Source organism: Amycolatopsis sp. M39 (assembly GCF_001651785.1).
Lineage (GTDB): Bacteria > Actinomycetota > Actinomycetes > Mycobacteriales > Pseudonocardiaceae > Amycolatopsis > Amycolatopsis rubida.
The window spans coordinates 1-20,198 of sequence record NZ_LWSF01000013.1 but is presented as its reverse complement, the minus strand read 5'-3'; the positions used below and the strand labels follow the sequence as shown (position 1 = coordinate 20,198).

21 protein-coding genes are annotated in these 20,198 nt (G+C 69.1%); 10 read left to right on the top strand and 11 right to left on the bottom strand.

Annotation, left to right across the window (positions count from 1 at the left end; genetic code table 11):
• Nucleotides 1-27: 27 nt before the first annotated feature.
• Both A4R44_RS25480 and map read left to right on the top strand, forming a co-directional pair.
• On the top strand, nucleotides 28-924 hold the full coding sequence (locus A4R44_RS25480) for a LysR family transcriptional regulator (RefSeq protein WP_067585767.1): 897 nt from the start codon (nucleotides 28-30) through the stop codon (nucleotides 922-924).
• 82 nt (nucleotides 925-1,006) lie between these two features.
• Nucleotides 1,007-1,795: a type I methionyl aminopeptidase gene (map, locus tag A4R44_RS25475; protein WP_067585764.1), complete on the top strand. Its 789-nt coding sequence runs from the start codon at nucleotides 1,007-1,009 to the stop codon at nucleotides 1,793-1,795.
• Here map and A4R44_RS25470 read toward each other — a convergent pair.
• On the bottom strand, nucleotides 1,792-3,231 hold the full coding sequence (locus tag A4R44_RS25470; RefSeq protein ID WP_067585761.1) for a M17 family metallopeptidase: 1,440 nt from the start codon (nucleotides 3,229-3,231) through the stop codon (nucleotides 1,792-1,794). The genes map and A4R44_RS25470 overlap by 4 nt on opposite strands.
• 88 nt (nucleotides 3,232-3,319) lie before the next feature.
• The gene (locus A4R44_RS25465; protein ID WP_005155393.1) at nucleotides 3,320-3,487 is read right to left on the bottom strand and encodes a DUF3117 domain-containing protein; all 168 of its coding nucleotides are present in this window, start codon (nucleotides 3,485-3,487) and stop codon (nucleotides 3,320-3,322) included.
• A gap of 202 nt (nucleotides 3,488-3,689) precedes the next feature.
• Between A4R44_RS25465 and A4R44_RS25460 the strand changes: the two genes are divergently transcribed.
• Nucleotides 3,690-4,484: an enoyl-CoA hydratase-related protein gene (locus A4R44_RS25460; protein ID WP_067585758.1), complete on the top strand. Its 795-nt coding sequence runs from the start codon at nucleotides 3,690-3,692 to the stop codon at nucleotides 4,482-4,484.
• A 275-nt stretch (nucleotides 4,485-4,759) separates the two neighbouring features.
• Here A4R44_RS25460 and A4R44_RS25455 read toward each other — a convergent pair whose 3' ends face one another.
• The 5 genes from A4R44_RS25455 to A4R44_RS25435 are packed head-to-tail and all read right to left on the bottom strand — an operon-like array spanning nucleotide 4,760 to nucleotide 7,106.
• Entirely contained in the window at nucleotides 4,760-5,323 is a 564-nt protein-coding gene (locus A4R44_RS25455; protein ID WP_067585755.1) for a DNA-3-methyladenine glycosylase I, read from the bottom strand.
• Nucleotides 5,320-5,775, bottom strand: a complete 456-nt coding sequence (locus A4R44_RS25450) for an SRPBCC family protein (protein WP_043831994.1) — start codon at nucleotides 5,773-5,775, stop codon at nucleotides 5,320-5,322. The genes A4R44_RS25455 and A4R44_RS25450 overlap by 4 nt, the downstream gene beginning before the upstream one ends.
• The gene (locus tag A4R44_RS25445; protein WP_067585752.1) at nucleotides 5,768-6,097 is read right to left on the bottom strand and encodes a DivIVA domain-containing protein; all 330 of its coding nucleotides are present in this window, start codon (nucleotides 6,095-6,097) and stop codon (nucleotides 5,768-5,770) included. The genes A4R44_RS25450 and A4R44_RS25445 overlap by 8 nt, the downstream gene beginning before the upstream one ends.
• On the bottom strand, nucleotides 6,094-6,792 hold the full coding sequence (locus A4R44_RS25440; protein WP_067585749.1) for a permease prefix domain 1-containing protein: 699 nt from the start codon (nucleotides 6,790-6,792) through the stop codon (nucleotides 6,094-6,096). Before A4R44_RS25440 ends, A4R44_RS25445 begins: the two co-directional genes overlap by 4 nt.
• A complete protein-coding gene (locus tag A4R44_RS25435; RefSeq protein ID WP_037815937.1) occupies nucleotides 6,789-7,106 on the bottom strand; it encodes a helix-turn-helix transcriptional regulator in 318 nt (105 codons plus the stop codon). Before A4R44_RS25435 ends, A4R44_RS25440 begins: the two co-directional genes overlap by 4 nt.
• A 140-nt stretch (nucleotides 7,107-7,246) precedes the next feature.
• Here A4R44_RS25435 and A4R44_RS25430 point away from each other — a divergent pair, with 140 nt between their 5' ends.
• The 4 genes from A4R44_RS25430 to cydC are packed head-to-tail and all read left to right on the top strand — an operon-like array spanning nucleotide 7,247 to nucleotide 12,399.
• Nucleotides 7,247-8,410, top strand: coding sequence for a cytochrome ubiquinol oxidase subunit I (locus A4R44_RS25430; protein WP_067585746.1), 1,164 nt, complete (start codon nucleotides 7,247-7,249; stop codon nucleotides 8,408-8,410).
• 3 nt (nucleotides 8,411-8,413) lie between these two features.
• Nucleotides 8,414-9,391, top strand: coding sequence for a cytochrome d ubiquinol oxidase subunit II (locus A4R44_RS25425; RefSeq protein WP_067585741.1), 978 nt, complete (start codon nucleotides 8,414-8,416; stop codon nucleotides 9,389-9,391).
• A 12-nt stretch (nucleotides 9,392-9,403) separates the two neighbouring features.
• Nucleotides 9,404-10,894 carry a thiol reductant ABC exporter subunit CydD gene (gene cydD, locus A4R44_RS25420; RefSeq protein ID WP_067585739.1) on the top strand — a complete coding sequence of 497 codons (1,491 nt, stop codon included), beginning with the start codon at nucleotides 9,404-9,406 and terminating at the stop codon, nucleotides 10,892-10,894.
• Nucleotides 10,891-12,399, top strand: a complete 1,509-nt coding sequence (cydC, locus tag A4R44_RS25415) for a thiol reductant ABC exporter subunit CydC (protein ID WP_067585735.1) — start codon at nucleotides 10,891-10,893, stop codon at nucleotides 12,397-12,399. Before cydD ends, cydC begins: the two co-directional genes overlap by 4 nt.
• On the opposite strand, the gene A4R44_RS25410 is transcribed toward cydC, so the two are convergent.
• Both A4R44_RS25410 and A4R44_RS25405 read right to left on the bottom strand, forming a co-directional pair.
• Complete coding sequence (locus A4R44_RS25410) at nucleotides 12,383-12,682, bottom strand: hypothetical protein (protein WP_157905003.1); 300 nt, start codon at nucleotides 12,680-12,682, stop codon at nucleotides 12,383-12,385. The two genes, cydC and A4R44_RS25410, sit on opposite strands and share 17 nt — an antisense overlap.
• A 337-nt stretch (nucleotides 12,683-13,019) precedes the next feature.
• On the bottom strand, nucleotides 13,020-13,925 hold the full coding sequence (locus tag A4R44_RS25405; RefSeq protein ID WP_067585729.1) for a glucosyl-3-phosphoglycerate synthase: 906 nt from the start codon (nucleotides 13,923-13,925) through the stop codon (nucleotides 13,020-13,022).
• 54 nt (nucleotides 13,926-13,979) lie between these two features.
• Here A4R44_RS25405 and A4R44_RS25400 point away from each other — a divergent pair, with 54 nt between their 5' ends.
• Nucleotides 13,980-14,654, top strand: a complete 675-nt coding sequence (locus A4R44_RS25400; protein ID WP_067586101.1) for a 1-acyl-sn-glycerol-3-phosphate acyltransferase — start codon at nucleotides 13,980-13,982, stop codon at nucleotides 14,652-14,654.
• A 3-nt stretch (nucleotides 14,655-14,657) separates the two neighbouring features.
• Here A4R44_RS25400 and A4R44_RS25395 read toward each other — a convergent pair whose 3' ends face one another.
• On the bottom strand, nucleotides 14,658-15,200 hold the full coding sequence (locus A4R44_RS25395) for a TIGR00730 family Rossman fold protein (RefSeq protein WP_198545440.1): 543 nt from the start codon (nucleotides 15,198-15,200) through the stop codon (nucleotides 14,658-14,660).
• On the bottom strand, nucleotides 15,200-15,985 hold the full coding sequence (locus A4R44_RS25390; protein WP_067585723.1) for a TIGR00730 family Rossman fold protein: 786 nt from the start codon (nucleotides 15,983-15,985) through the stop codon (nucleotides 15,200-15,202). The genes A4R44_RS25395 and A4R44_RS25390 overlap by 1 nt, the downstream gene beginning before the upstream one ends.
• Before the next feature lie 358 nt (nucleotides 15,986-16,343).
• On the opposite strand from A4R44_RS25390, the gene A4R44_RS25385 reads away from it, so the two are divergent.
• On the top strand, nucleotides 16,344-18,434 hold the full coding sequence (locus A4R44_RS25385; protein ID WP_067585719.1) for a M4 family metallopeptidase: 2,091 nt from the start codon (nucleotides 16,344-16,346) through the stop codon (nucleotides 18,432-18,434).
• 189 nt (nucleotides 18,435-18,623) lie between these two features.
• Entirely contained in the window at nucleotides 18,624-19,682 is a 1,059-nt protein-coding gene (locus A4R44_RS25380) for a chitinase (protein WP_067585716.1), read from the top strand.
• Nucleotides 19,683-20,198: the final 516 nt, after the last annotated feature.

Genomic DNA, 20,198 nt, shown 5'->3' with positions numbered 1-20,198 from the left:
ATACGCATATCTGCCATTATTCATACTGTGCCGAATGAGAGCCTTACCGCGCAGCTCGTCCCGCACCTGTGTTTGCTGGCCACGCTGCGAAGCACCGGAAACGTCACTCGCACGGCCGAGATCCTCGGCGTGCCGCAACCCACAGTCAGCAGGCGGCTGGCCGCGCTCGGACAGGCCCTCGGCGCGCCGCTGACCGTGCCCGACGGCCGGGGCGTCCGGCTCACCCGCGCCGCCGAACTCCTGGCCGACGCGGCGGAACGCGCACTGCCCGTGGTCGACGCCGGGGTCCGCCTCGTGCGCGAGGAGATCGAACCGGCGAGCGGCCGCGTCGTGCTCGGATTTCTGCACCTGCTCGGCCGGTCGCTGGTGCCGGAATTGCTGCGCACGTATCGCGAACAGGCCCCGTCCGCGCGGTTTTCCCTCGTGCAGGGTTCGCTGCGGGACATGGTCGACCGGCTCGTGTCCGGGGAACTCGATCTCGCCCTGCTCGCCCCGGTCGTCGAGGACGAACGACTGGAGACCGTCGTCCTCGACCGGCAGCCGATCCATCTGTCGGTCCCGGCCGGGCACCGGCTGGCCGCACGGCGCAGCGTGCGCGTCGCGGAGCTGGCCGACGAGCCGTTCGTGCTGCTGGAACCCGGCTACGGCCTGCGCCGGATCACCGACGACCTCTGCGCCGCCGCCGGTTTCACGCCGAAGGTCGCCTTCGAGGGCCAGGAATCCGACACCGTCCGCGGACTCGTCGGGGCCGGCCTGGGCGTCGCGCTCCTGCCGCGCTTCGAACCCGGTTCCCCGGCCGGGGTCGCGGAGGTGCCGCTGCACCCGCCGGTCCACCGGACGATCGGGATGGCCTGGCGCGCCGGGGAGCCGCTTTCGCCCGCCGTTCAAGCGTTCCGGGACCACGTGCTCGGCCGGACGGACTAGCGGCCAGGGTGGTATTTGTATCCCGGTACCGTGCTAGCGTTTCCGGTATAGAAATACCGGAACCTGAGGACGCGAGGTAGTCGTGATCGAGCTGAAGACGCCTGCGGAGATCGACCGCATGCACGTGACCGGGCGGTTCATCGCCGAGGTGCTGACCGAGGTCGGCAAACTCGCCGACGTCGGCGTCAACCTGATGGACCTTGAGCACCACGTGCGCGGCATGATCAAGCGGCGCGGGGCCGTCTCGTGCTACTGGGATTACGCGCCGTCGTTCGGTGAAGGCCCGTTCCGCAACGTCATCTGCCTGTCGGTCAACGACGCCGTCCTGCACGGCCTGCCGCACGACTACACCCTCCGTGACGGTGACGTGCTCACCGCGGACATCGCGGTGACGATCGACGGCTGGGCGGCCGACTCCGCGCGCACGGTCATCGTCGGCACGCCCGCCGAAGCGGACCAGCGGATCATCCGGGCAACCGAGGAAGCGCTGGAAGCCGCCATCGAGGCGTCCCGGGCAGGCAACCGGCTCGGCGACATCTCGGCCGCGATCGAGGCAGTCGCGACCGGCTACGGCTACCCGGTCAACACCGAGTTCGGCGGCCACGGCATCGGCCGCACCATGCACGGCGAACCGCACGTGTCCAACCGCGGCAAGGCAGGCCGCGGCAGGAAACTCCGGCCCGGCCTGACGCTCGCGCTGGAACCGTGGCTGGCGCGCACGACGGACAAGATCGTCTATGACCCGGACGGCTGGACCATCCGTTCCGCGGACGGCTCGCGCACCGCGCATTCGGAGCACACGGTGGCGATCACCGACGGGGACCCGATCGTGCTGACCCGTCGCGAAGAAGAGCTGGCGGGGAAGAACTAGCCCTCGCAGGAAGCCGCGAACTCCACCAGCGTCCGAGCCGCGAACCCGGACGCGCCGGGCACCACGTCGTCGTACGTCTTGTCCGCGCGCGCCGGGCCCGCGATGTCCAGGTGCGCCCACGGCAGCCCCGCGGTGAACTCGCGCAGGAACAGCGCCGCCATGATCCCGCCCGGCCCGCCGGGGGCCTGCCGGACGTCGCCGAGTTCGCCCTCGATGCCGGTCGCGTAGTCCTCGACCAGCGGCATCCGCCACCACGCCTCCCCGGCGCGGGCACCCGCCTCGATCACCCGGGCGGCGAGGTCGTCGTCAGTCGCGAAGACGCCGCCGGTGCGCAGGCCGAGCGACACCTTCATCGCGCCGGTCAGCGTGGCCGCGTCGACGATCAGGTCCGGCTTGAACTGGGCGATTCCGTAGGCGAGCGCGTCGGCCAGCACCATCCGGCCCTCGGCGTCGGTGTTGCCGATCTCGGTGGTCCGGCCGCCGTAGTGGCGCACGATGTCGCCCGGCCGGTAGGAGCCGCCGGAAACGTGGTTTTCCGCCGCGGGCACCAGCGCGGTGACCCGCACCGGCAGCTTCAGCTCCCCGATCGCGCGCATCGCGGCGATCACGGCCGCGCCGCCCGCCATGTCGGTGCGCATCAGGTGCATCCCGTCGGCAGGCTTCAGCGAAATGCCGCCGGTGTCGAAGGTGATCCCCTTGCCCACGAACAGCAGGTGCTTCGTCGCGCCGCGCGGGCGGTGCGTCATTTCGATCAAGCGCGGCGGCGAAGCCGAACCGCCGCCGACCGCCAGAACCCCGCCGAAACCCTTGTCGGCGAGCCACTTCTCGTCCCGCACGGTCACGTCGACCGTGCCGCCCAGCACCTTCGCCGCGGTGTTCGCCAGCCATGCCGGGTTCTTGATGTTCGACGGCGTGTTCGCGAGGTCGCGCGTAAAGGCAGCAGCCGCCGCGAGAACGCGTACACGGGCGACAGCGTCTGCGTACGCGGACACAGCGCGCTCATGCGCGACAACGAGGCGTACGGCGGGCACAGGCGGCTTCGGCTCTGTCGTGGTGACCACGAAGCGATATCCGCCCAGCGACAGCCCAATCGCTAACTCCGCCGCGTGCTCCGCTGTCGCGTCTTCAGGCAGCACGACCTGGACTGTCCGGATCGGACGGTCCCCGGCCGCTTCGCGGAACGCGCGCGCCAACGCGGCACCGGTCTGTCGAAAGTCCTTCGGCGCGCTTTCGCCGATACCGGCGACCCAGCGCGGAGCATCGCCGTCTTCGGGCACTTCGCGCACTTCGGCGGTGTGTCCGCTCGTCCCGTACGCCGCGCCTTCCTCCGCCTCGGCCAGCGCGATCAGCACTGCTCGCGGGACTCCGCGGCGCGTCGTGGCGACGACCTCGATTTCGGGCAGCTTCGTGGGAACAGGTGGTAGCGAATTACGCACAGCGAGCAACCTTAGGGCGCAGACGAACCGACCCCGGCCTCCAGAAGGAGACCGGGGTGCACAGTGGACAGAGCGGGGAGAGCGCAGGTCAGCCAGTGACCTCCTGCAATGCGGCACCGAGGTCCTTCGCTTCCTCCGCGGAGAGCTCGACGACCAGCCGGCCGCCACCCTCCAGTGGCACCCGCATGACGAGGCCCCGCCCCTCCTTGGTCACTTCGAGGGGACCATCTCCGGTCCGGGGCTTCATGGCCGCCATAGCGTGCTCCCTCCGTCTCAACCGGCGCGCCCGGGTCGCGCACTCCCATGCCAGCCGGGTCTCGTCCCCCATTGTCCCTCATCAGCGCCCGGGCGCGAACGCGGACCGATCATTTGCCGCCGCATCGGTGCTGGTATGCCGCCCGCCGAGGGTGCGAGACTCAGTCCCGAGAACCCGAGCCGCCGCTTCAGAGGAGCATTTCGTGACCACATCCGACGTCCTGTTGACCGCCGACGCCGACGGCGTGCGCACCCTGCGGCTGAACCGGCCGGAGGCGTACAACTCGCTGACCGTCGAGCTCAAGGAGCGCCTGATCGCCGAACTGCGCGCGGCCGCCGAGGACCCGGACGTCCGCGCGGTGGTGCTCACCGGCACCGGCAAGGCGTTCTGCGCCGGGCAGGACCTCAAGGAGCACGTCGGCCTGCTGCAGACGAACGACCCGGCCCCGCTGCACACGGTGAGCGACCACTACAACCCGATCGTCCAGGCGATCACCGGGATGCCGAAGCCGGTCATCGCGGCGGTGAACGGCACCGCGGCGGGCGCCGGCGCGGCCTTCGCGTACGCGAGCGACCTGCGGATCGCGGCGGAGTCGTCGTCGTTCCTGATGGCGTTCGCGAACGTCGGTCTCGGGCCGGACTCCGGCGCGTCGTGGACGCTGCAGCGGCTGATCGGATACGGCCGGGCTGCCGAGCTGATGCTGATGGCGCGGACGGTGGACTCGGCGGAGGCGTTGCGGATCGGGCTCGTCGGGGAGGTCGTGCCGGACGAGGAGCTTGCCGCTCGGGCGCAGAAGGTGGCGGCGAAGCTGGCGGCTGGGCCGACGGTGGCTTACGCGAAGATCAAGAGTGTGCTGGGGGTGGCGGCGGAGTCTTCGCTGGAGGAGGCGCTGGCTGCCGAGGACGCGGCGCAGACTGCGTTGGGGGCGACTGCGGATCACAGTGAGGCGGTGGAGGCGTTTGTGGGGAAGCGTCGGCCGGATTTTCAGGGGAAGTGAGCGGCTGCGCCGCTGAAAGAGAGAGTTGCGTGGGACACCCCGAAGCTTGATTGTGCTGACGGCCCGGGGTGGCTTGTCCAGGCGGGAAAGATGCCTCGACAAGCCACCCCAGACCGCAGTGAGGCTTCGTATCGGGGTGCGTGGGAGGGGCTTGGGTGCCTCGATAGTTGAGTGCGTCGGTGGCGGTCTCGTAAGCAGTGGGCGAGCGGCGGAGCGGGCCGGTCGTGAGGGGAACCCTGGGGAATCAGAGTCCGTGAGGGTGGCCCTCACGGACTTCACGCGGCGCGGAAGCAGCCTTTGACGTGGTCGTCGACCATGCCGGTGGCTTGCATCAGGGCGTAGCACGTGGTGGGGCCGAGGAAGGCGAAGCCGCGTTTCTTCAGGTCTTTCGCCATTGCCTTCGATTCGTCGGTGATCGCTGGGACGTCGGCCATGGTGCGGGGGCGGCGGTGCTTGGCGGGGGCGAAGGACCACAGCAGTTTGTCCAGCGGGATGTCCAGGTCTGCCACGGCGCGCGCGTTCTTCACCGCCGCCTCGATCTTCGCGCGGTTGCGGACGATACCGGCGTCTTGCATCAGGCGTTCGACGTCCTTCTCGCCGAAGCGGGCGACCTTCTCCGGCGCGAAGCCTCGGAACGCTTTTCGGAAGTTCTCGCGTTTGCGCAGGATGGTGATCCAGGACAGTCCCGACTGGAACGATTCGAGGCACAGGCGTTCGTACAACTCAGCCTCGCCGTGGAGCGGGACGCCCCACTCCTCGTCGTGGTACGTCGCGTAGTCCGGAGCTGAGTTGCCCCAGCTGCAGCGGGCGATTCCGTCTTCGCCCAGCAGTTCGGTCATTGTTCCCCCATTGAATAGTTCTCCGCGAACCTCGCGAACTGCCGCAGCGAATGCCGTACTCCCAGGGCGAACGCGGGGCGCGCTAAGGGCCAGCCTGCGCGGCCGAGCAGGCCGAAGGGCAGTTTGAGGTGTTCGGCCCACACGAAGGTGCAGTGTCCGGCACCCTTCGACAGCACCTGGAACACCCCGGTTCCCTGCACGAGGCTGCCCAGGTGGCGCACCGTGCAGCGCAGCGGCGGTTCCCAGGTCGTGATCTCCATGGTGTCGGTGAAGCCGATGCCGCCGAAGCCGGTGAAGGCCGCGAGTTTCGAGCCGACGCTGCGGCCGTTGCCCTCGATCACCCGCACCTGCGTGCCGAGCATCCACTCGCCTTGGCGGGCCCAGTCGGTGAGCGCGAGCCAGGTCGTGCCAGCCGGTGCCGCGACGTCGACCGACAGCACCAGGTCACTCACCCGTCGGCCTCCGGTGCGCTGGTTCGCGCGGCTGGTGCGCCGCCTCAAGCCGGGCGACCCGTTCGCGCAGTTCGTCCAGTTCCACGCCGGTCCTGCGCAGCACCCAGTCCACTTCGGACATCTTGTAGCCGCGGAACACGAGCTGGAAGCGCACCTGGCGGACGTCCTCGCCGGTGATGTCCTCGGCGGGCAGACGGGTCGGCGAGCTGCCCGGCGGCAGCGGCGCCAGTTCCTCGCCCCGGCCGAACACCACAGCGGCCAGGAGGAACACCACGGCGGCCACCAGCAGCATGACTACGAGGTAGATCAGCGCGGTCGTCACGCGACGATCGTGGCACACCGCCGCCAGGAACGTCGCGCTAGCACGGCAAGTCGGAACGACAGGACTACCCACGCGACCATCAGCAGCCCGCACGGGCCGCTCAGGAACAGCCGCGCCGCGTCGACCGCTCCGGTCGCTCCGATCAGCAGCAGCACGGAGAACAGGTTGAGGCCCACCGCGACCGCACCGAGCGTCCGGCAGACCCGGGCCGTGCGGACTCCGTCGAACCGGCGGCTGACGAACCGGGTGCCCAGCAGCGAGAGAAGGCCGAGCACGGGCACGGCGTAGATCGCGGCGTGGGTGAACTGCGTGACGTAGGAATACCAACCGGGGCTCGGCGTGGTCAGCCGCGACCAGGGGCCGTAGGTGAAGATGCGCGCCACCTCCCACGACGTCTGCATCGCGGGCACACCGAGCACGAGCAGCCACAGCGTCCGTACGCCGTTGTGCATGCTCAGTTCCGCCTGGTAGTCACCGGCGATCTCCCGGACATGACCGAAATCCGCTACCGCGCGGCGTTGTGCTTCGCTCTCGCTCCAGCCGCCTTCGCGGTACGCCTCGGCCGCGTCGTGCAGGCCGTCGCGTGCTTCGGCGAGCAGATCCGCCTTCGTGCCGCGGCGGCCGATCAGCGCGCGGTCCAGTTCGGCGAGGTAGGCCTCGACGGGGCTCAACGCGGTCTGACTTGTCGTGGTCATGGTTCCAGCACTCCACCGATCACCGTGGTGAACTCCCGCCACTGCACCCGCTCCGCGGCCAGCGCCTGCTGCCCGGCGCGAGTGAGCCGGTAGGTGCGCCGTTTGCGGCCGGACACCACGTCCCACTCACTGGCAAGCCAGCCGGCGCGCTCAAGCCGGCGCAACGCCGGGTACACCGTGCCGGTGGGCAGGTCGAGCGCGCCGTCGCTGCGCAGCGCCAATGCCTCGATGATCGCGTATCCGTGCAGCTTACGGCCGTCGAGGACGGCGAGCAGCAACGCGTCGAGGTGTCCGCGCAACGTGTCCGCTTTCATAGGTCGGCAGTCTACTCATCTTGACCCTGGCAGGTTAATCTCCGTGCCCGCCGGAACCGTCCGGGAAAAACCCTGAGATCACCCCGATCTCTTGGGTTCCCTCGCTACATGTAGCCGCGCTACCTATAGGCTCCGTCGGCATGGACCCACTGCCGATAGCGCGACTCCAGTTCGCGACCACGACCTCGCTCCACTTCCTGTTTGTGCTGCTCACCCTGGGCTTGGTGACCATGGTGGCGATCATGCAGACCCGCGCGACACTCCGCGGCGGAGAACAGCCGCACCGGATGACCACGTTCTGGGGCCGCCTGTACGTGGTCAACTACGCGCTCGGAATCGTCACCGGAATCGTGCTCGAATTCCAGTTCGGGATGACCTGGACCGGGCTGTCCGCGTTCGCCGGGGACGTTTTCGGCGCGCCGCTCGCGATCGAGACGCTGGTGGCGTTCTTCCTGGAATCGACGTTCCTCGGCGTGTGGATCTTCGGCCGCGGCCGGATGAACAAGTGGCTGCACCTGACGGTGCTGTGGCTGGTCACGCTGACCGCGTACGCCTCCGCGCTGTTCATCATGGTCGCCAACTCGTTCCTGCAGAACCCGGTCGGTTCGCGGATGGAGAACGGCGTGCTGCGACTGGACGACTTCGGCACGTTGTTCGCCAACCCCGCGCTCACCGCGTCGTTGCCGCACGTCATCGGGGCCGCGCTGCTGACCGGCGGCTTCTTCGTGACCGGCGTCAGTGCGTACCACTTTCTCAAGGGCACCAGCGAGATCGACTTCTTCCGCCGGTCGCTGCGGATCGGTGTCGTGACGTCGCTGATCGGCAGTGTGCTGGTAGTCCAGGCCGGGTTCGCGCAGTTCGCCGAGGTCGCCGGGTACCAGCCGGACAAGTTCACGGATTCGGTCGCTGTCGGGCTGCCGCTCGGGATGATGATCAACGTCGGCTTCTTCGCGTTCTTCGCCGCGCTGATCGGCACGCTGCTGTTGTTCCGCGACCGGCTGCTGCGGGCGCGGCCGCTGCTCGTCCTGATGGTGCCGGGGATCGCCGTGCCGTTCATCGCGGCGATCCTGGGCTGGCTGGTCCGCGAGATCGGCCGTCAGCCGTGGCTGGTGTGGGGCAAGCTGCGCACCGCCGACGCCGTCGCCGACGTCAGCGGCGGGCAGATCCTGTTCTCCTTCATCGCTTTCACGCTGTTGTTCGTCGTGCTGGCCATCGCCGACGGGGTGCTGCTCGCCCGGATCGCCAAACGCGGTCCGGCCGTCGCCGCGGCGGAAACCGAACTTCCTGTCCTGAGTGGAGTGTGACCCGTGGTGACGATCTGGTGGGGTGTGCTCGGTTTGCTGCTGGGCGGGTACTTCGCGCTGGCAGGCTATGACTACGGCGTCGGAATGCTGCTGCCCGTGCTCTCGCGCGACGAGGCTGGGCAACGGCGGGTGCTGGGCGCGGCCGGCCCGTTTTTCCTGGCCAACGAGGTGTGGCTGGTCGCCGCGGTCGGCGTGCTGTTCGGCGCGTTCCCGCAGCTGGAAGGACGGGTGTTCGCCGGGGCTTATGTGCTGGTCGTGCTGTTGCTGCTGGGCTTGGTCACGTTCACCGCGGCGGTGCAGCTGCGGAGCCGGAATCCGGAGGGAAACCGGCGCGGGTGGACGTTCGCCATTACCACGGGTGCGCTGGTCACGGCGGTTTCGTGGGGATTGTTCCTCGGCAACCTCGTGCGCGGGCTTCCGCTCGACGCGCAGGGACGTCCGGTCGACGATGTTCTGGCGTTGTTCTCTCCGTACGCGGTGTTGTGGGGACTCGGGTTTGTCGCCCTGTTCTGCTTGCAGGGACTGGTCTTCCTCGCGGTGCGCGGCCCAGCGGACCTTGCCGGACGGGTTCGGCGGCTGACTCGGTCGTTCCTGCTTCCGGTGGGCGTTTTCCTGGTGGCAGCGACGGCTTGGGGAGCTTTCTCCGGTGGTTCCTGGGCCGCGCTGGCGGTGGCAGCTGTCGCCTTCGCGGCTTACCTGACCGTCCTTTTCGGACTCCAGCGGCCACGATGGGCTCTCCCCGCCGCCATGCTTTTGAGTGCCTGCCCCGCGCTGCTGGCCGGCGTGCTGCGGTTCCCGGTCGTCCTGTCCTCCGGCGCGGGCTACCAGCTGACCGTCGACCAGGCCGCCACCACGCCGGAGATGGCCGCGGTGCTCGGCTGGTTCGCCGCGCCCGCACTCCTCGTGCTGGTCGTCGTGCAGTGGCTGACCTGGCGGGCACATCGGCGTCCGGTCGACGAGAAGTCGTTGCTGCACTTCTAAGGGAGTCTCGCCATGCCTGGTCTTCGCGGTTACCTGACAGCGCTCGCCGTGCTGGGTGTCATCGCCGCTGGTGCCGTGCTCGTCCAGGCGGACGGGCTCGCGACACTGCTCACCGGCGGCGGCGTCTCGGTCGCCCTGTTCGTCGCCGTCGGGACGCGGCTTCTGCTCGTCGTCGCGCACGGCCTGCTCACCAATCACTTCGCGGCATCGGCACAAGCCGCACTCCGTCGCCGGTTGCTCGACGCGACCGGCGACCCTGGCGTAACCGCCGCTCGAATCACCCAAGGCGTCGACACCACCTCCACCTACCTGACGGGCTACTTGCCCGCGATGGTGCTGTCGGTCGTGGTACCGATCGCAGCACTGGCAAGACTTTTTACTGCCGACTTGGCCTCCGCCCTGATCGTCACCGCGACCGTCCCGTTGATCCCGCTCTTCGGCGCGCTGATTGGCGCACACACGAAAGCGCGTACACAGTGGACGCTTCTAACGCGACTGGGTGGACACTTCCTCGACGTCGTCCGAGGTTTGCCGACGCTCAAGCTGTTCGGCCGCGCGCAAGCCCAGACCCGAATCGTGCGCGAGATGGCCGATGCGCACGCCGACGCCACCATCCGGACGCTGAAGGTCGCCTTTCTCTCCGCACTGGTGCTGGAACTCGTCGCCACGCTGTCGATCGCACTCGTCGCAGTACCCATCGGGTTCCGCCTGTTGTCCGGCTCGATGACCGCGCACACCGCGATGCTGGTCCTGGTCCTCGCCCCCGAGGCATACCTGCCGCTGCGCGCCGCCGGAGCGAAGTTCCACGCCGCTGCCGAAGGACTCGCCGCGTTGAAAGAGATCCTGAGCGCGCCTACGGTAATCCGCCGATCCGGAACGCAGACACGTCGCCTTGGCCCGCCGGAAGTAGTGTTCGACCGCGTTTCCGTGCATTACGGCGAAACCTGCGCACTGTCCGAAGTAGACCTGACGATTCACCCTGGCGAGCACCTTGCGTTGGCCGGGCCGAGCGGTTCCGGCAAATCCACCCTGCTCGCCGTGCTGCTGGGATTCGTCGAGCCGACCTCCGGGCGAGTGCTCGTGGACGGCGTCGACCTGCGCGCCCTCGACCACTCGTCCTGGCTGCACGACATTGCGTGGCTATCGCAACGTCCGACTCTGTTTCGCGGCACTCTCCTGGAAAACACCGGCGGACGCCGCGTCGACGACATCGTCACCGACCTCCCCGACGGCTACGCGACGCAGATTGGCGAACTGGGCGCTGGACTGTCCGCCGGGCAACGCCAACGCGTCGGCCTGGCCCGTGCCTTGTCCCGCACCGAAGCCGGACTCGTCCTGCTGGACGAACCCACCGCCCGCCTCGACGCCGGTACGGAAGCGACCGTGCTGGCCGGTGCCAGGGAACTGCTGCCCGGCCGCACCGCGGTCCTGGTCGCGCACCGACCGGCGCTGGCGGCGCTCGCTTCGCGGACGGTCGTACTCAACCACGGGGTGACAGTATGAAACTCGTCCGTGCAGCCCTGCTCTCCGTCGGTGCCGAACTCGCCGGACTCGGCCTGACCGGCACCGCGGCCTGGCTGCTCATGCGTGCCGCCGAGCAGCCCCCGCTCGCCGCGCTCACCCTCGCGATCGTCGCCGTGCGCGTCTTCGCCTTGGCGCGCGGCGGACTCCGGTACGCCGAACGCCTTGCCGGACACGACGTTGTCCTCCGCTACCTCGGCTCCCTCCGGACCCGGGTGTACCAGGCCCTGCTCCCCCGACGCGTCGCCGAACACGCCGGCGCGGATCTGGTCACCCGCCTGGTGTCCGATGTGGACGCCGTACAGGACGCCATCCTCCGGCTCGCGCTACCAGCCGTGGTCGCGGGCACCGTCGGTATCGCCGTGATGATCTTCGCCTGCCTGGTAAACCTTCCGCTCGCCGGGATCCTCCTCATCGGACTGATCACCACCGGACTTCTGCTGATCCCGAGAGGCACAGCACCCGAGTCACGGGCGGAACTCGCGGAACGCACCGTAGAACTCGTCCTCGGCCGCGACGAACTCATCGCCTACGGCTGGGAACAACGAGAAAAAGCCCGCGCCGCCACGATTATCCGAAAGCTAGCCGCAGACTCCCGTCGCACCGGCCGCCGTCTCGCCCTGACCACTGCCGCCGGAGTGGCCGTGCAATTCGCGACCACCACCGCAGTCGCGCTGCTCAGCCCGGCGAACATCCCGGTCACCGCCGCCCTCGCCCTGACCACGATGGCACTGTTCGAGCTGGTCCTTCCGCTGATCCCCGCCGCCGAGCGAATCCCCGAAATCCGCACCTCGCTGAGCCGGGTGCGCGCCGTCCTCTCCGCGCCGGAACCAGCCCCCGAACCCGTCCCCGGACCAGGGCACTTCCGGCTGACCAACGTCGGCGTCCAGCATCCCGGCCGCCGCGCCGCACTCGAAGGCATCGACCTCGACCTGCCGCCCGGCACCCGGTTAGGCGTCCTCGGCCCGTCGGGTGCCGGAAAGACGACCCTGCTGCACGTCCTTCTCGGCTTCGTCTCCCCCACGTCCGGTTCGATCACCGTCGACGGCCGTCCCGTGGCCGGACCGCACCCCGCCGTCATTTCCGGAGCCCTCGCCGACGCGTACGTCTTCGCCACGACAGTCCGCGAAAACCTGCTCCTCGCCAGCCCGGAAGCCACCGACGACGACCTGCGCGCCGCCTGCGAAACCGCCGGCTTCGACCTCCCGCTCGACCGGGACACCGGCCAAGACGGCGACGCCCTCTCCGGCGGTCAACGGCAACGGCTGCTCCTCGCCCGCGCGGTGCTCGCCGCACCGCCGGTCCTGGTCCTCGACGAGCCGGTGGAAGGCCTCGACCCCGCACACGGCGACGAGGTCTTGGCGCGGGTTCTCGCCCAGGCGAAGGGAACCGTGGTGCTGGTGACGCACCGGCCGGAGCACGTCGCCGGGTTCGACCAGATCCGCACGCTGGAAGACGGGCGGCTAGCACTCAGCGTTCACCGATGAGCTGGATCGGCGAGTCCATCGGATCGAGGGGGACCATGTCGTTGGTGTCGACGTACGGCTGCGATTCCGGCGACCCCGGAAAAGCGCGGCGACGACGGCGGTGAGCCGGACTCGTCCGCCGCCGAGGTGAGTGCCCCCCAGTCGGCTCGGCGAGCCCGGCCAGCCACTCGGCCCGCACCGGGTCCATCGTGGCGGTGTAGGCCCCGGTCCGGCTGGAACGGACCTCGCGGGCGGCCAGGACGTCGCCCCACCGGGCGAGCGTGAGGATCTCGTCGATCGACAAGCGGATCGACTCGTTCCCGCAGTGTTCCAACGGCCGGTAACCGGCTCTGCTCGCCAGTAGCTGTTGTCGTCGCCGGAAACGCTTCGGTAGACCGTCTGCCACGCGGGGCGGGCACCCGTGAAAAGGATGCGGAGCCAGCCCGGCCCAGCCGACCGGGAAGCCGTCCCGGCTGCCGGACGAGCAGACCGCGCGGTTTCACCCGGTTCGCGCTCGTGGGATCCAGCTGGTCTTCGGCCACGTCCATCGCCCCCGCGAGTCGCGGCGGATCAGACCCGGAACGCAGCGCGCGGCGATGACATCTCGATGAAACCGCGTTCTGTCCGATGTAGACAGACGGTCACCCCTGCCGGGCGGCCAGCACGTCCCGCATCGGCGGCCGGTCCGTCACCGGCACCTCCGTCACGTCCGGTACCCATTCCCCGGACACCTGCACGAACTGCGTGAACCGCGCCGCCTCCGCGCTCGGCATCCCGCAACGGGCGAGTGCGGTGCCGAGGATCTGCCGGGCCATCACGCCGAGTTGCAGCAGCGACCGGTTGCGATGTTTGCGCACGCCGAGGTTGACCTGCGCCAACCCGTCGAGCCCGTAGCGATCCTCGGCGTCCAGCAGCAGGCCGATCTCCACGCCGTACCCCCCGGCGAACGGCACCGACTCCAGGAACTCGCGCGTGCCCGCGTACTCGCCGCCCAGCGGCTGCACCAGCTCGCCGAGGGCCGGGCGCAACGCGGACAGCACCGGCCGCGCCAGCAGTTCGGTGACCCGGCCGCCGCCAGTGCTCTCCAGCCGCAGCGGGCGACGGTAGAAGCCCTTGACCAGGTGCACGCCTTCCTCGGTGAGCAGCGGGCCGAGCAGCGACGGCACGAACGCCGGGTCCGGATCGACCAGGTCGGAGTCGAGGAAGACCACGACGTCGCCGGTCGTCGCGGCGAGCGAGCGCCACAGCACCTCGCCCTTGCCGGGACGCGGCGTCAGCTCCGGCACGACATCCTCGCGGCGCACCACCCGGGCCCCGGCGGCAGCGGCGACCTCGGCCGTCGCGTCGGTGGAGCCGGAGTCGACGACCACCAGCTCGTCGACCACCCCGCCGAGCAGCGGGCGCACCGACGCGACCACCGCGGCGACCGTTTCCTCCTCGTCCAGCGCCGGCAGCACGACCGACACGGTCCGGCCGCGTTTGGCGGCGAGGATGTCCGCGCCGCTCCACCCCGGCTCCTGCCAGGTGCGACGGTGAAACCAGCTCATGGAGACGATCGTGCCATGCTGGAGCCGGTGCCCGATCCTCCGGAGGGAGAACCTTTGCTGCCGCTGCTCGTCCGTTTCGTGCTCGGACCGCTGGTCCGCGCGCTTTACCGGCCTCAGGTCGAGGGCGTCGAGAACATCCCCGAGGACGGCCCGGTGCTGCTCGCCGCCAACCACCGGGCGGCGCTCGACACCGGTGTGATCACGTTCACCACGCCGCGGCAGGTCCGGTTCCTGGGCAAGGCCGAGTACTTCACCGGCAAGGGCATCAAGGGCCGGTTCACCGCGAAATCGCTCGACGCGCTCGGGTACATCCCGGTCGAACGCGGCAACGCACAGGCCGGGCTCGCCGCGCTGGAAGCGGGCCGGAAGGTGCTCACCGACGGCGGCGTCTTCGCGATCTACCCCGAAGGCACCCGCTCGCTCGACGGGCGGCTGCACCGCGGGCACACCGGCGTCGCCGCGCTCGCGCTCTCCACCGGGGCGAAGGTGGTTCCGGTCGCGTTGTTCGGCACCGAGGGCATCCAGCCCAACGGCGCGAGAATCCCTCGGCTCGCCAAAATCAAGGTCCGATTCGGCGAACCGCTGGACTTCGCGCGCTACGAAGGCCAGGACTCGTCCTCGGCGATCCGCCGGTCGGTGACCGACGAGATCATGTACGCGATCCTGGAACTGTCCGGGCAGGAATACGTCGACACCTACCACAAACGACCGGACGAAAAAGCGTCGTGACGCTTAACCGGTCGAGCGGCTCAGGATGTCGACCAGTTTGTCCGCGTCGGCGGCGACGCTGATCAGCTGCCGGGTCTCCGGCCGCAGGAACCCCTTCTCCAGCATTTGATCGGCGAAGGCGACCAGCGGCGAGTAATACCCGGCCACGTCGAGCAGCCCGATCGGCTTGCGGTGAATGCCGAGCTGCGCCCAGGTCCACACCTCGAACAATTCTTCAAGGGTGCCGACGCCGCCGGGCAACGCGACGAACGCGTCCGACAAAGCGGCCATTTTCGCTTTGCGCTGGTGCATGTCGGCGACCACGTGCAATTCGGTAAGGCCGCCGTGCGCGATTTCCACGCTCGCCAGCACTTCCGGGATCACGCCGATCACTTCACCGCCCGCGGCGAGCGCGGCGTTGGCCACCACGCCCATGGTGCCGACGCTCGCGCCGCCGTAGACAAGACCGATTCCCCGCTGCGCCAACAGCTTCCCGACGCCGGCCGCCGCTTCGGCGTACTCCGGCGAAAAGCCCTGCGCCGAACCGCAGAACACACAGATCCGCATCAGTGCGTGTCCTCCCAAGCCTGATAAGAATCCTGCACGACGCGCACCGCGTCGTCGATGTCGTCGGTCAAGTGCAGCAGGTTGAGGTCCTTTTCGCCGATCTTCCCGCCGCCGAGCACCGATTTCGCGATCCAGTCGTACAGCCCGCCCCAGTATTCGGTGCCGAACAGCACCACCGGGAACTTGGTGACCTTCTTGGTCTGGACCAGCGTGAGCGCCTCGAACAGTTCGTCGAGCGTCCCGAATCCGCCGGGAAGGCAGATGAACGCCTGCGAGTACTTGACGAACATGGTCTTGCGGGCGAAGAAGTAGCGGAAGTTCACGCCGAGGTCGACCCACGGGTTCAGGCCCTGCTCGAACGGCAGCTCGATGCCGAGCCCGACGGAGAACCCGCCCGCTTCGTTCGCGCCGCGGTTCACCGCTTCCATCGCGCCCGGACCGCCGCCGGTCATCACCGCGAACCCGGCGTCGGCGAGCGCGGCCCCGATCTTGCGGCCCAGTTCGTACTCCGGGTTGTCGCGTTTGGTGCGCGCGGAACCGAACACGGTCACCGCGCGCGGAACCTCGGCCAGCGCGCCGAATCCCTCGACGAACTCGGCCTGGATCCGCAGCACGCGCCACGGGTCGGTGTGCACCCAGTCGCTCGGCCCCCGCGAGTCGAGCAGGCGCTGATCGGTGGTGCTGCCCTGGTCGCGCCGATCGCGCCGGAGCACCACCGGGCCCTTGTGCCGCTCCACCGGACGTTCGGGGTACTGGCCGTCGGGAAATTCAGACTGTTCGGTCACCGGCCAAGCCTACGGGCCGATCGGCCGCGGCGGGCGCCCGCGTGGGCACCAGAGCGTGCCGGATCGGTTGCCCGTGCTTGAACGCGGGAAAGCGGACCACAGCGGGTTCCGGTCCTGCTACCAATGGCCGGTTGTCGGCAACTACCGACGAAAGTCGCCCGGCCCCGCCCCGAAACGGCGTTTTCCCTGCTACGGAGCCGCTTGCGGGGAATAGTCCTGATCGCCCCCGGGGTCCTGCTGGTCCGTTCAGCGCATTGACCGCCCTCGTGAGCGCTTTTTTACTCACGGTGTCCGCGGCCTGATCAGCCCAGCTCAACGCGTTGCGCTTTCCCCATCGTGTACCCCGAAAGGACTGTCGATGACGTCCAGAAGAGGGCTCGCCACCGGTATCGCAAGTGTCGCCGGTCTCGCCCTTTCCCTGCTCGCGCTGCCGGTGACCCCGGCATCCGCGGCCCCCGCCCAACCTTCCGCAGACCCGCAGGCCACCGCGATCGCGGCCGCCGACCGGGTCGCCGCCGCAGGCGCGGTCGGGCTTCGCAAGAGCTCGGCCGAGAGCCTGCACCGCGTCAGCACCACCCTGGGCGACGCCGGGCTGTACTACAACTCCTACGAGCGCACCTACGACGGCCTCCGGGTCGTCGGCGGGGATGCGGTGATCGTCGCCGACGGAACGGGCCGCGTGCGCGGCACCGACTCCGCCGAGGGCGCGGCCATCACCATGGGCACCAAGCCCACTGTCGACGCGGCGCGCGCGGCCTCGGTCGCCCGCGGCCAGTTGCCGGCCGTGAGCACGGTGAGCAAGCCTGATCTGGTCGTTCTCGGCGGCGCACAGCCGAAACTGGCCTACGAGGTCGTCGTCAAGGGCCGTACCGCGAAGGCGCCGAGCAACCTGCACGTCTTCGTCGACGCCGCCACCGGCAAGGTCCTCGACCAGCGCGACGACGTGAAGGCCGAAAGCCCGGCGAAGACCGGTTCGACCGCCGCGGCCCCGCGCGCGGCGGCCAACGGCAACAGCTACTACGCCGGCCAGGTCAGCATCGACACCACCGGTTCCGGCAGCTCGTACTCGATGCGCGACCCGAACCGGCCCGGCATCAGCTGCGGGCGCGAGGGCGGCTCGGTGTACACGAAGTCCAGCAACTCGTGGGGCAACGGACGGGGCACCGACCTCGAAACCGGTTGCGTCGACGTGCTCTACACGGTGCAGACCGAGTGGAACATGCTCAAGGACTGGCTGGGCCGCAACGGAATCGACGGCAACGGCCGCGGGTTCCCGGCGTCGGTCGGCCTGAACGACGTCAACGCCTACTGGGACGGCTCGTCCACCCACTTCGGGCACTCGCAGGACAACCAGCGCCAGGCGACGTCGATGGACGTGGCGGGCCACGAGTTCGGCCACGGCATCTTCCAGAACACGCCGGGCGGCGCGGGATCGGGCAACGAGAACGGCGGTCTCAACGAGTCCACCGGCGACGTGTTCGGCGCGCTGACCGAGTTCTACGCGAACAACCCGGTCGACACCCCGGACTTCACCGTCGGCGAGGGCGTGAACCTGGTCGGCAACGGCCCGATCCGCTACATGTACGACCCGAGCCGCGAGGGCGACCCGAACTGCTACTCGTCGTCGATCCCGAACACCGAGGTGCACGCGGCGGCAGGCCCGCAGAACCACTGGTTCTACCTGCTGTCCGAGGGCAGCTCGCCGACCGACGGCCAGCCGGCCAGCCCGACCTGCAACGGCAGCAGCGTCACCGGCATCGGCATCCAGAAGGCGGGCAAGATCTTCTACAACGGCCTGCTGCACAAGACCTCGTCCTGGAACCACAAGGCGGCCCGCAAGGCGACCCTTCAGGCCGCGGTCGACCTGTTCCCGGGCAGCTGCACCGAGTTCAACGCCACCAAGGCGGCGTGGGACGCGATTTCGGTCGGCGCGGTCTCCGGTGAGGCCACCTGCACCGGCGAACCGCCGAAGGACAACGACTTCTCGGTCAGCCTTTCGCCCTCGACCGCGACTGTCCAGCCTGGACAGTCGGCCACGTCGACGGTGACCACCAAGATCACCAACGGCAACGCGCAGTCGGTGAAGCTGACCGCGAGCGGCCTGCCCTCGGGCGCCACCGCGACGTTCACCCCGGCGACCGTGCAGTCCGGCGCCACCGCGTCCGTCACGATCGCCACGACGGCCAGCACGCCGAACGGCACCAGCAAGGTCACGATCACCGCGACCGGCGCGAACGCCACCCACACCGCGGACTTCACGCTCACCGTGGGCAGCGGCAACCCAGGCGGCTGCGGCGGCGTGACCGCGTGGGACTCGAACACGTTCTACGGTCCAGGCGACGTGGTCTCGTACGGCAACCACAAGTGGACCTCGACGTGGTACTCCGTCGGCGCTGAGCCGGGTGCGCCCGGTTCCTGGGCCGTCTGGACCGACAGCGGGGCCTGCTGACGCAGTAGTCGCACCCTAGTTCGCCCCTTGGGACCAGCCGGGCACGGCGCCTCGTGCCCGGCTGGTTCGCGTCCGCGCTTGTCCAGACCACCTGTCGTGAATTTGTCTAGACCATACGATCGGGGGTAGGCATCCCCCGGCCCGCCGCTTACCGTTGCGGCACCACCGTTACCGGGGACGGGAGCCGTGATGAACGGACGGAAATCGCGCTGGTTCGGGACCGCCGTGGCGGCCCTGCTCGCACTGCCGCTCGCGGGAATCGCCCCCGCCTCCGCGGCCGCCGCGCCACAGTCGGACACCTGCGCGGTGAAGCCGAGACCCGCCGGCCCGGTGCTGCAGGGCTACTGGGAAAACTGGGACGGAGCCTCGAACGGCGTCCACCCCGGCATGGGCTGGGTACCGATCAACGACCCCAGCATGGCCGCACACGGGTACAACGTCATCAACGCCGCCTTCCCGGTGATCCTCTCCGACGGCACGGTGCAGTGGGAAGACGGCATGGACTCTACGGTGAAGGTCTCCACGCCCGCCGAGATGTGCGCGGCCAAAGACGCCGGAGCCACTATTCTGATGTCCATCGGCGGCGCGGCGGCGGGCATTGACTTGTCGTCCAGCTCGGTCGCCGACAAGTTCGTCAGCACCATCGTGCCGATCCTGAAAAAGTACAATTTCGACGGAATCGACATCGACATCGAAACCGGCTTGTCGAGCAGCGGCGACATCAATTCGCTGTCCGCCTCGCAAGCAAACCTGGAACGCATCATCGACGGCGTGCTGTCCCAAATGCCCTCCGGCTTCGGCCTGACCATGGCCCCGGAAACGGCCTACGTCACCGGCGGCTCGGTCACCTACGGCTCGATCTGGGGCGCATACCTGCCGATCATCAAGAAGTACGTCGACAACGGCCAGCTGTGGTGGCTGAACATGCAGTACTACAACGGTTCCATGTACGGCTGCTCCGGCGACAGCTACGAAGCCGGGACCGTGCAGGGCTTCACCGTGCAGACCCAGTGCCTGGACAAGGGCCTCACCGTACAAGGCACAACCATCCGGGTCCCAGCGGACAAGCAGGTCCCCGGCCTCCCCGCACAACCAGGCGCAGGCGGCGGCTACCTCGACCCAGGCTCGGTTTCGCAGGCCTACCAAAGTGTCCCCGGGCTCAAGGGCCTGATGGACTGGTCGATCAACTGGGACGGCTCAAGAGGCTGGACCTTCGGCGACAACGTGAAGTCGCTGCAAGGCCGGTAAAAGACCGCTGCGGGCCGGGGTGCTGCGCGAGGCGCCGCCCCGGCCCGCAGCTCAACTCGCCGAACTCTCCCTCCCCCGCCCCTCTGTCCGTGAGGGAACCCTGAGAGAGTGTTTCGAAACCCGCGTGGTCAGTCGCTGAATCCGTGTGTTACACGGCAGCTTGCACACAACCGCCCGATGAACGCCACGCCGCCCCGGTATCACAGCTAACGCCCGGCCACGCCGCCGGGTTTCGAAACACCCTCTGAGGGAATCAGAGTCTGTGAGGCTTCCCCTCACGACCCACCCACCAAACCGCAGCCGACGCAGCCGCCATCGAGGCACCCAGCCGCACCAGCGCACCCACCATCAAGGCACCCGACCGCAGCAGACGCACCCAACCATCGAGGCACCCAGCCCCTCCCCCGCAGCCGATGCACCCACGACCGAGACACCCAGCCCCTCCCCCACACCCCGATACGAAGCCCCCTGAGGTTTCCCCCGGGGGTCGGTCACCGGGTTTCATGCCGCGTGGGC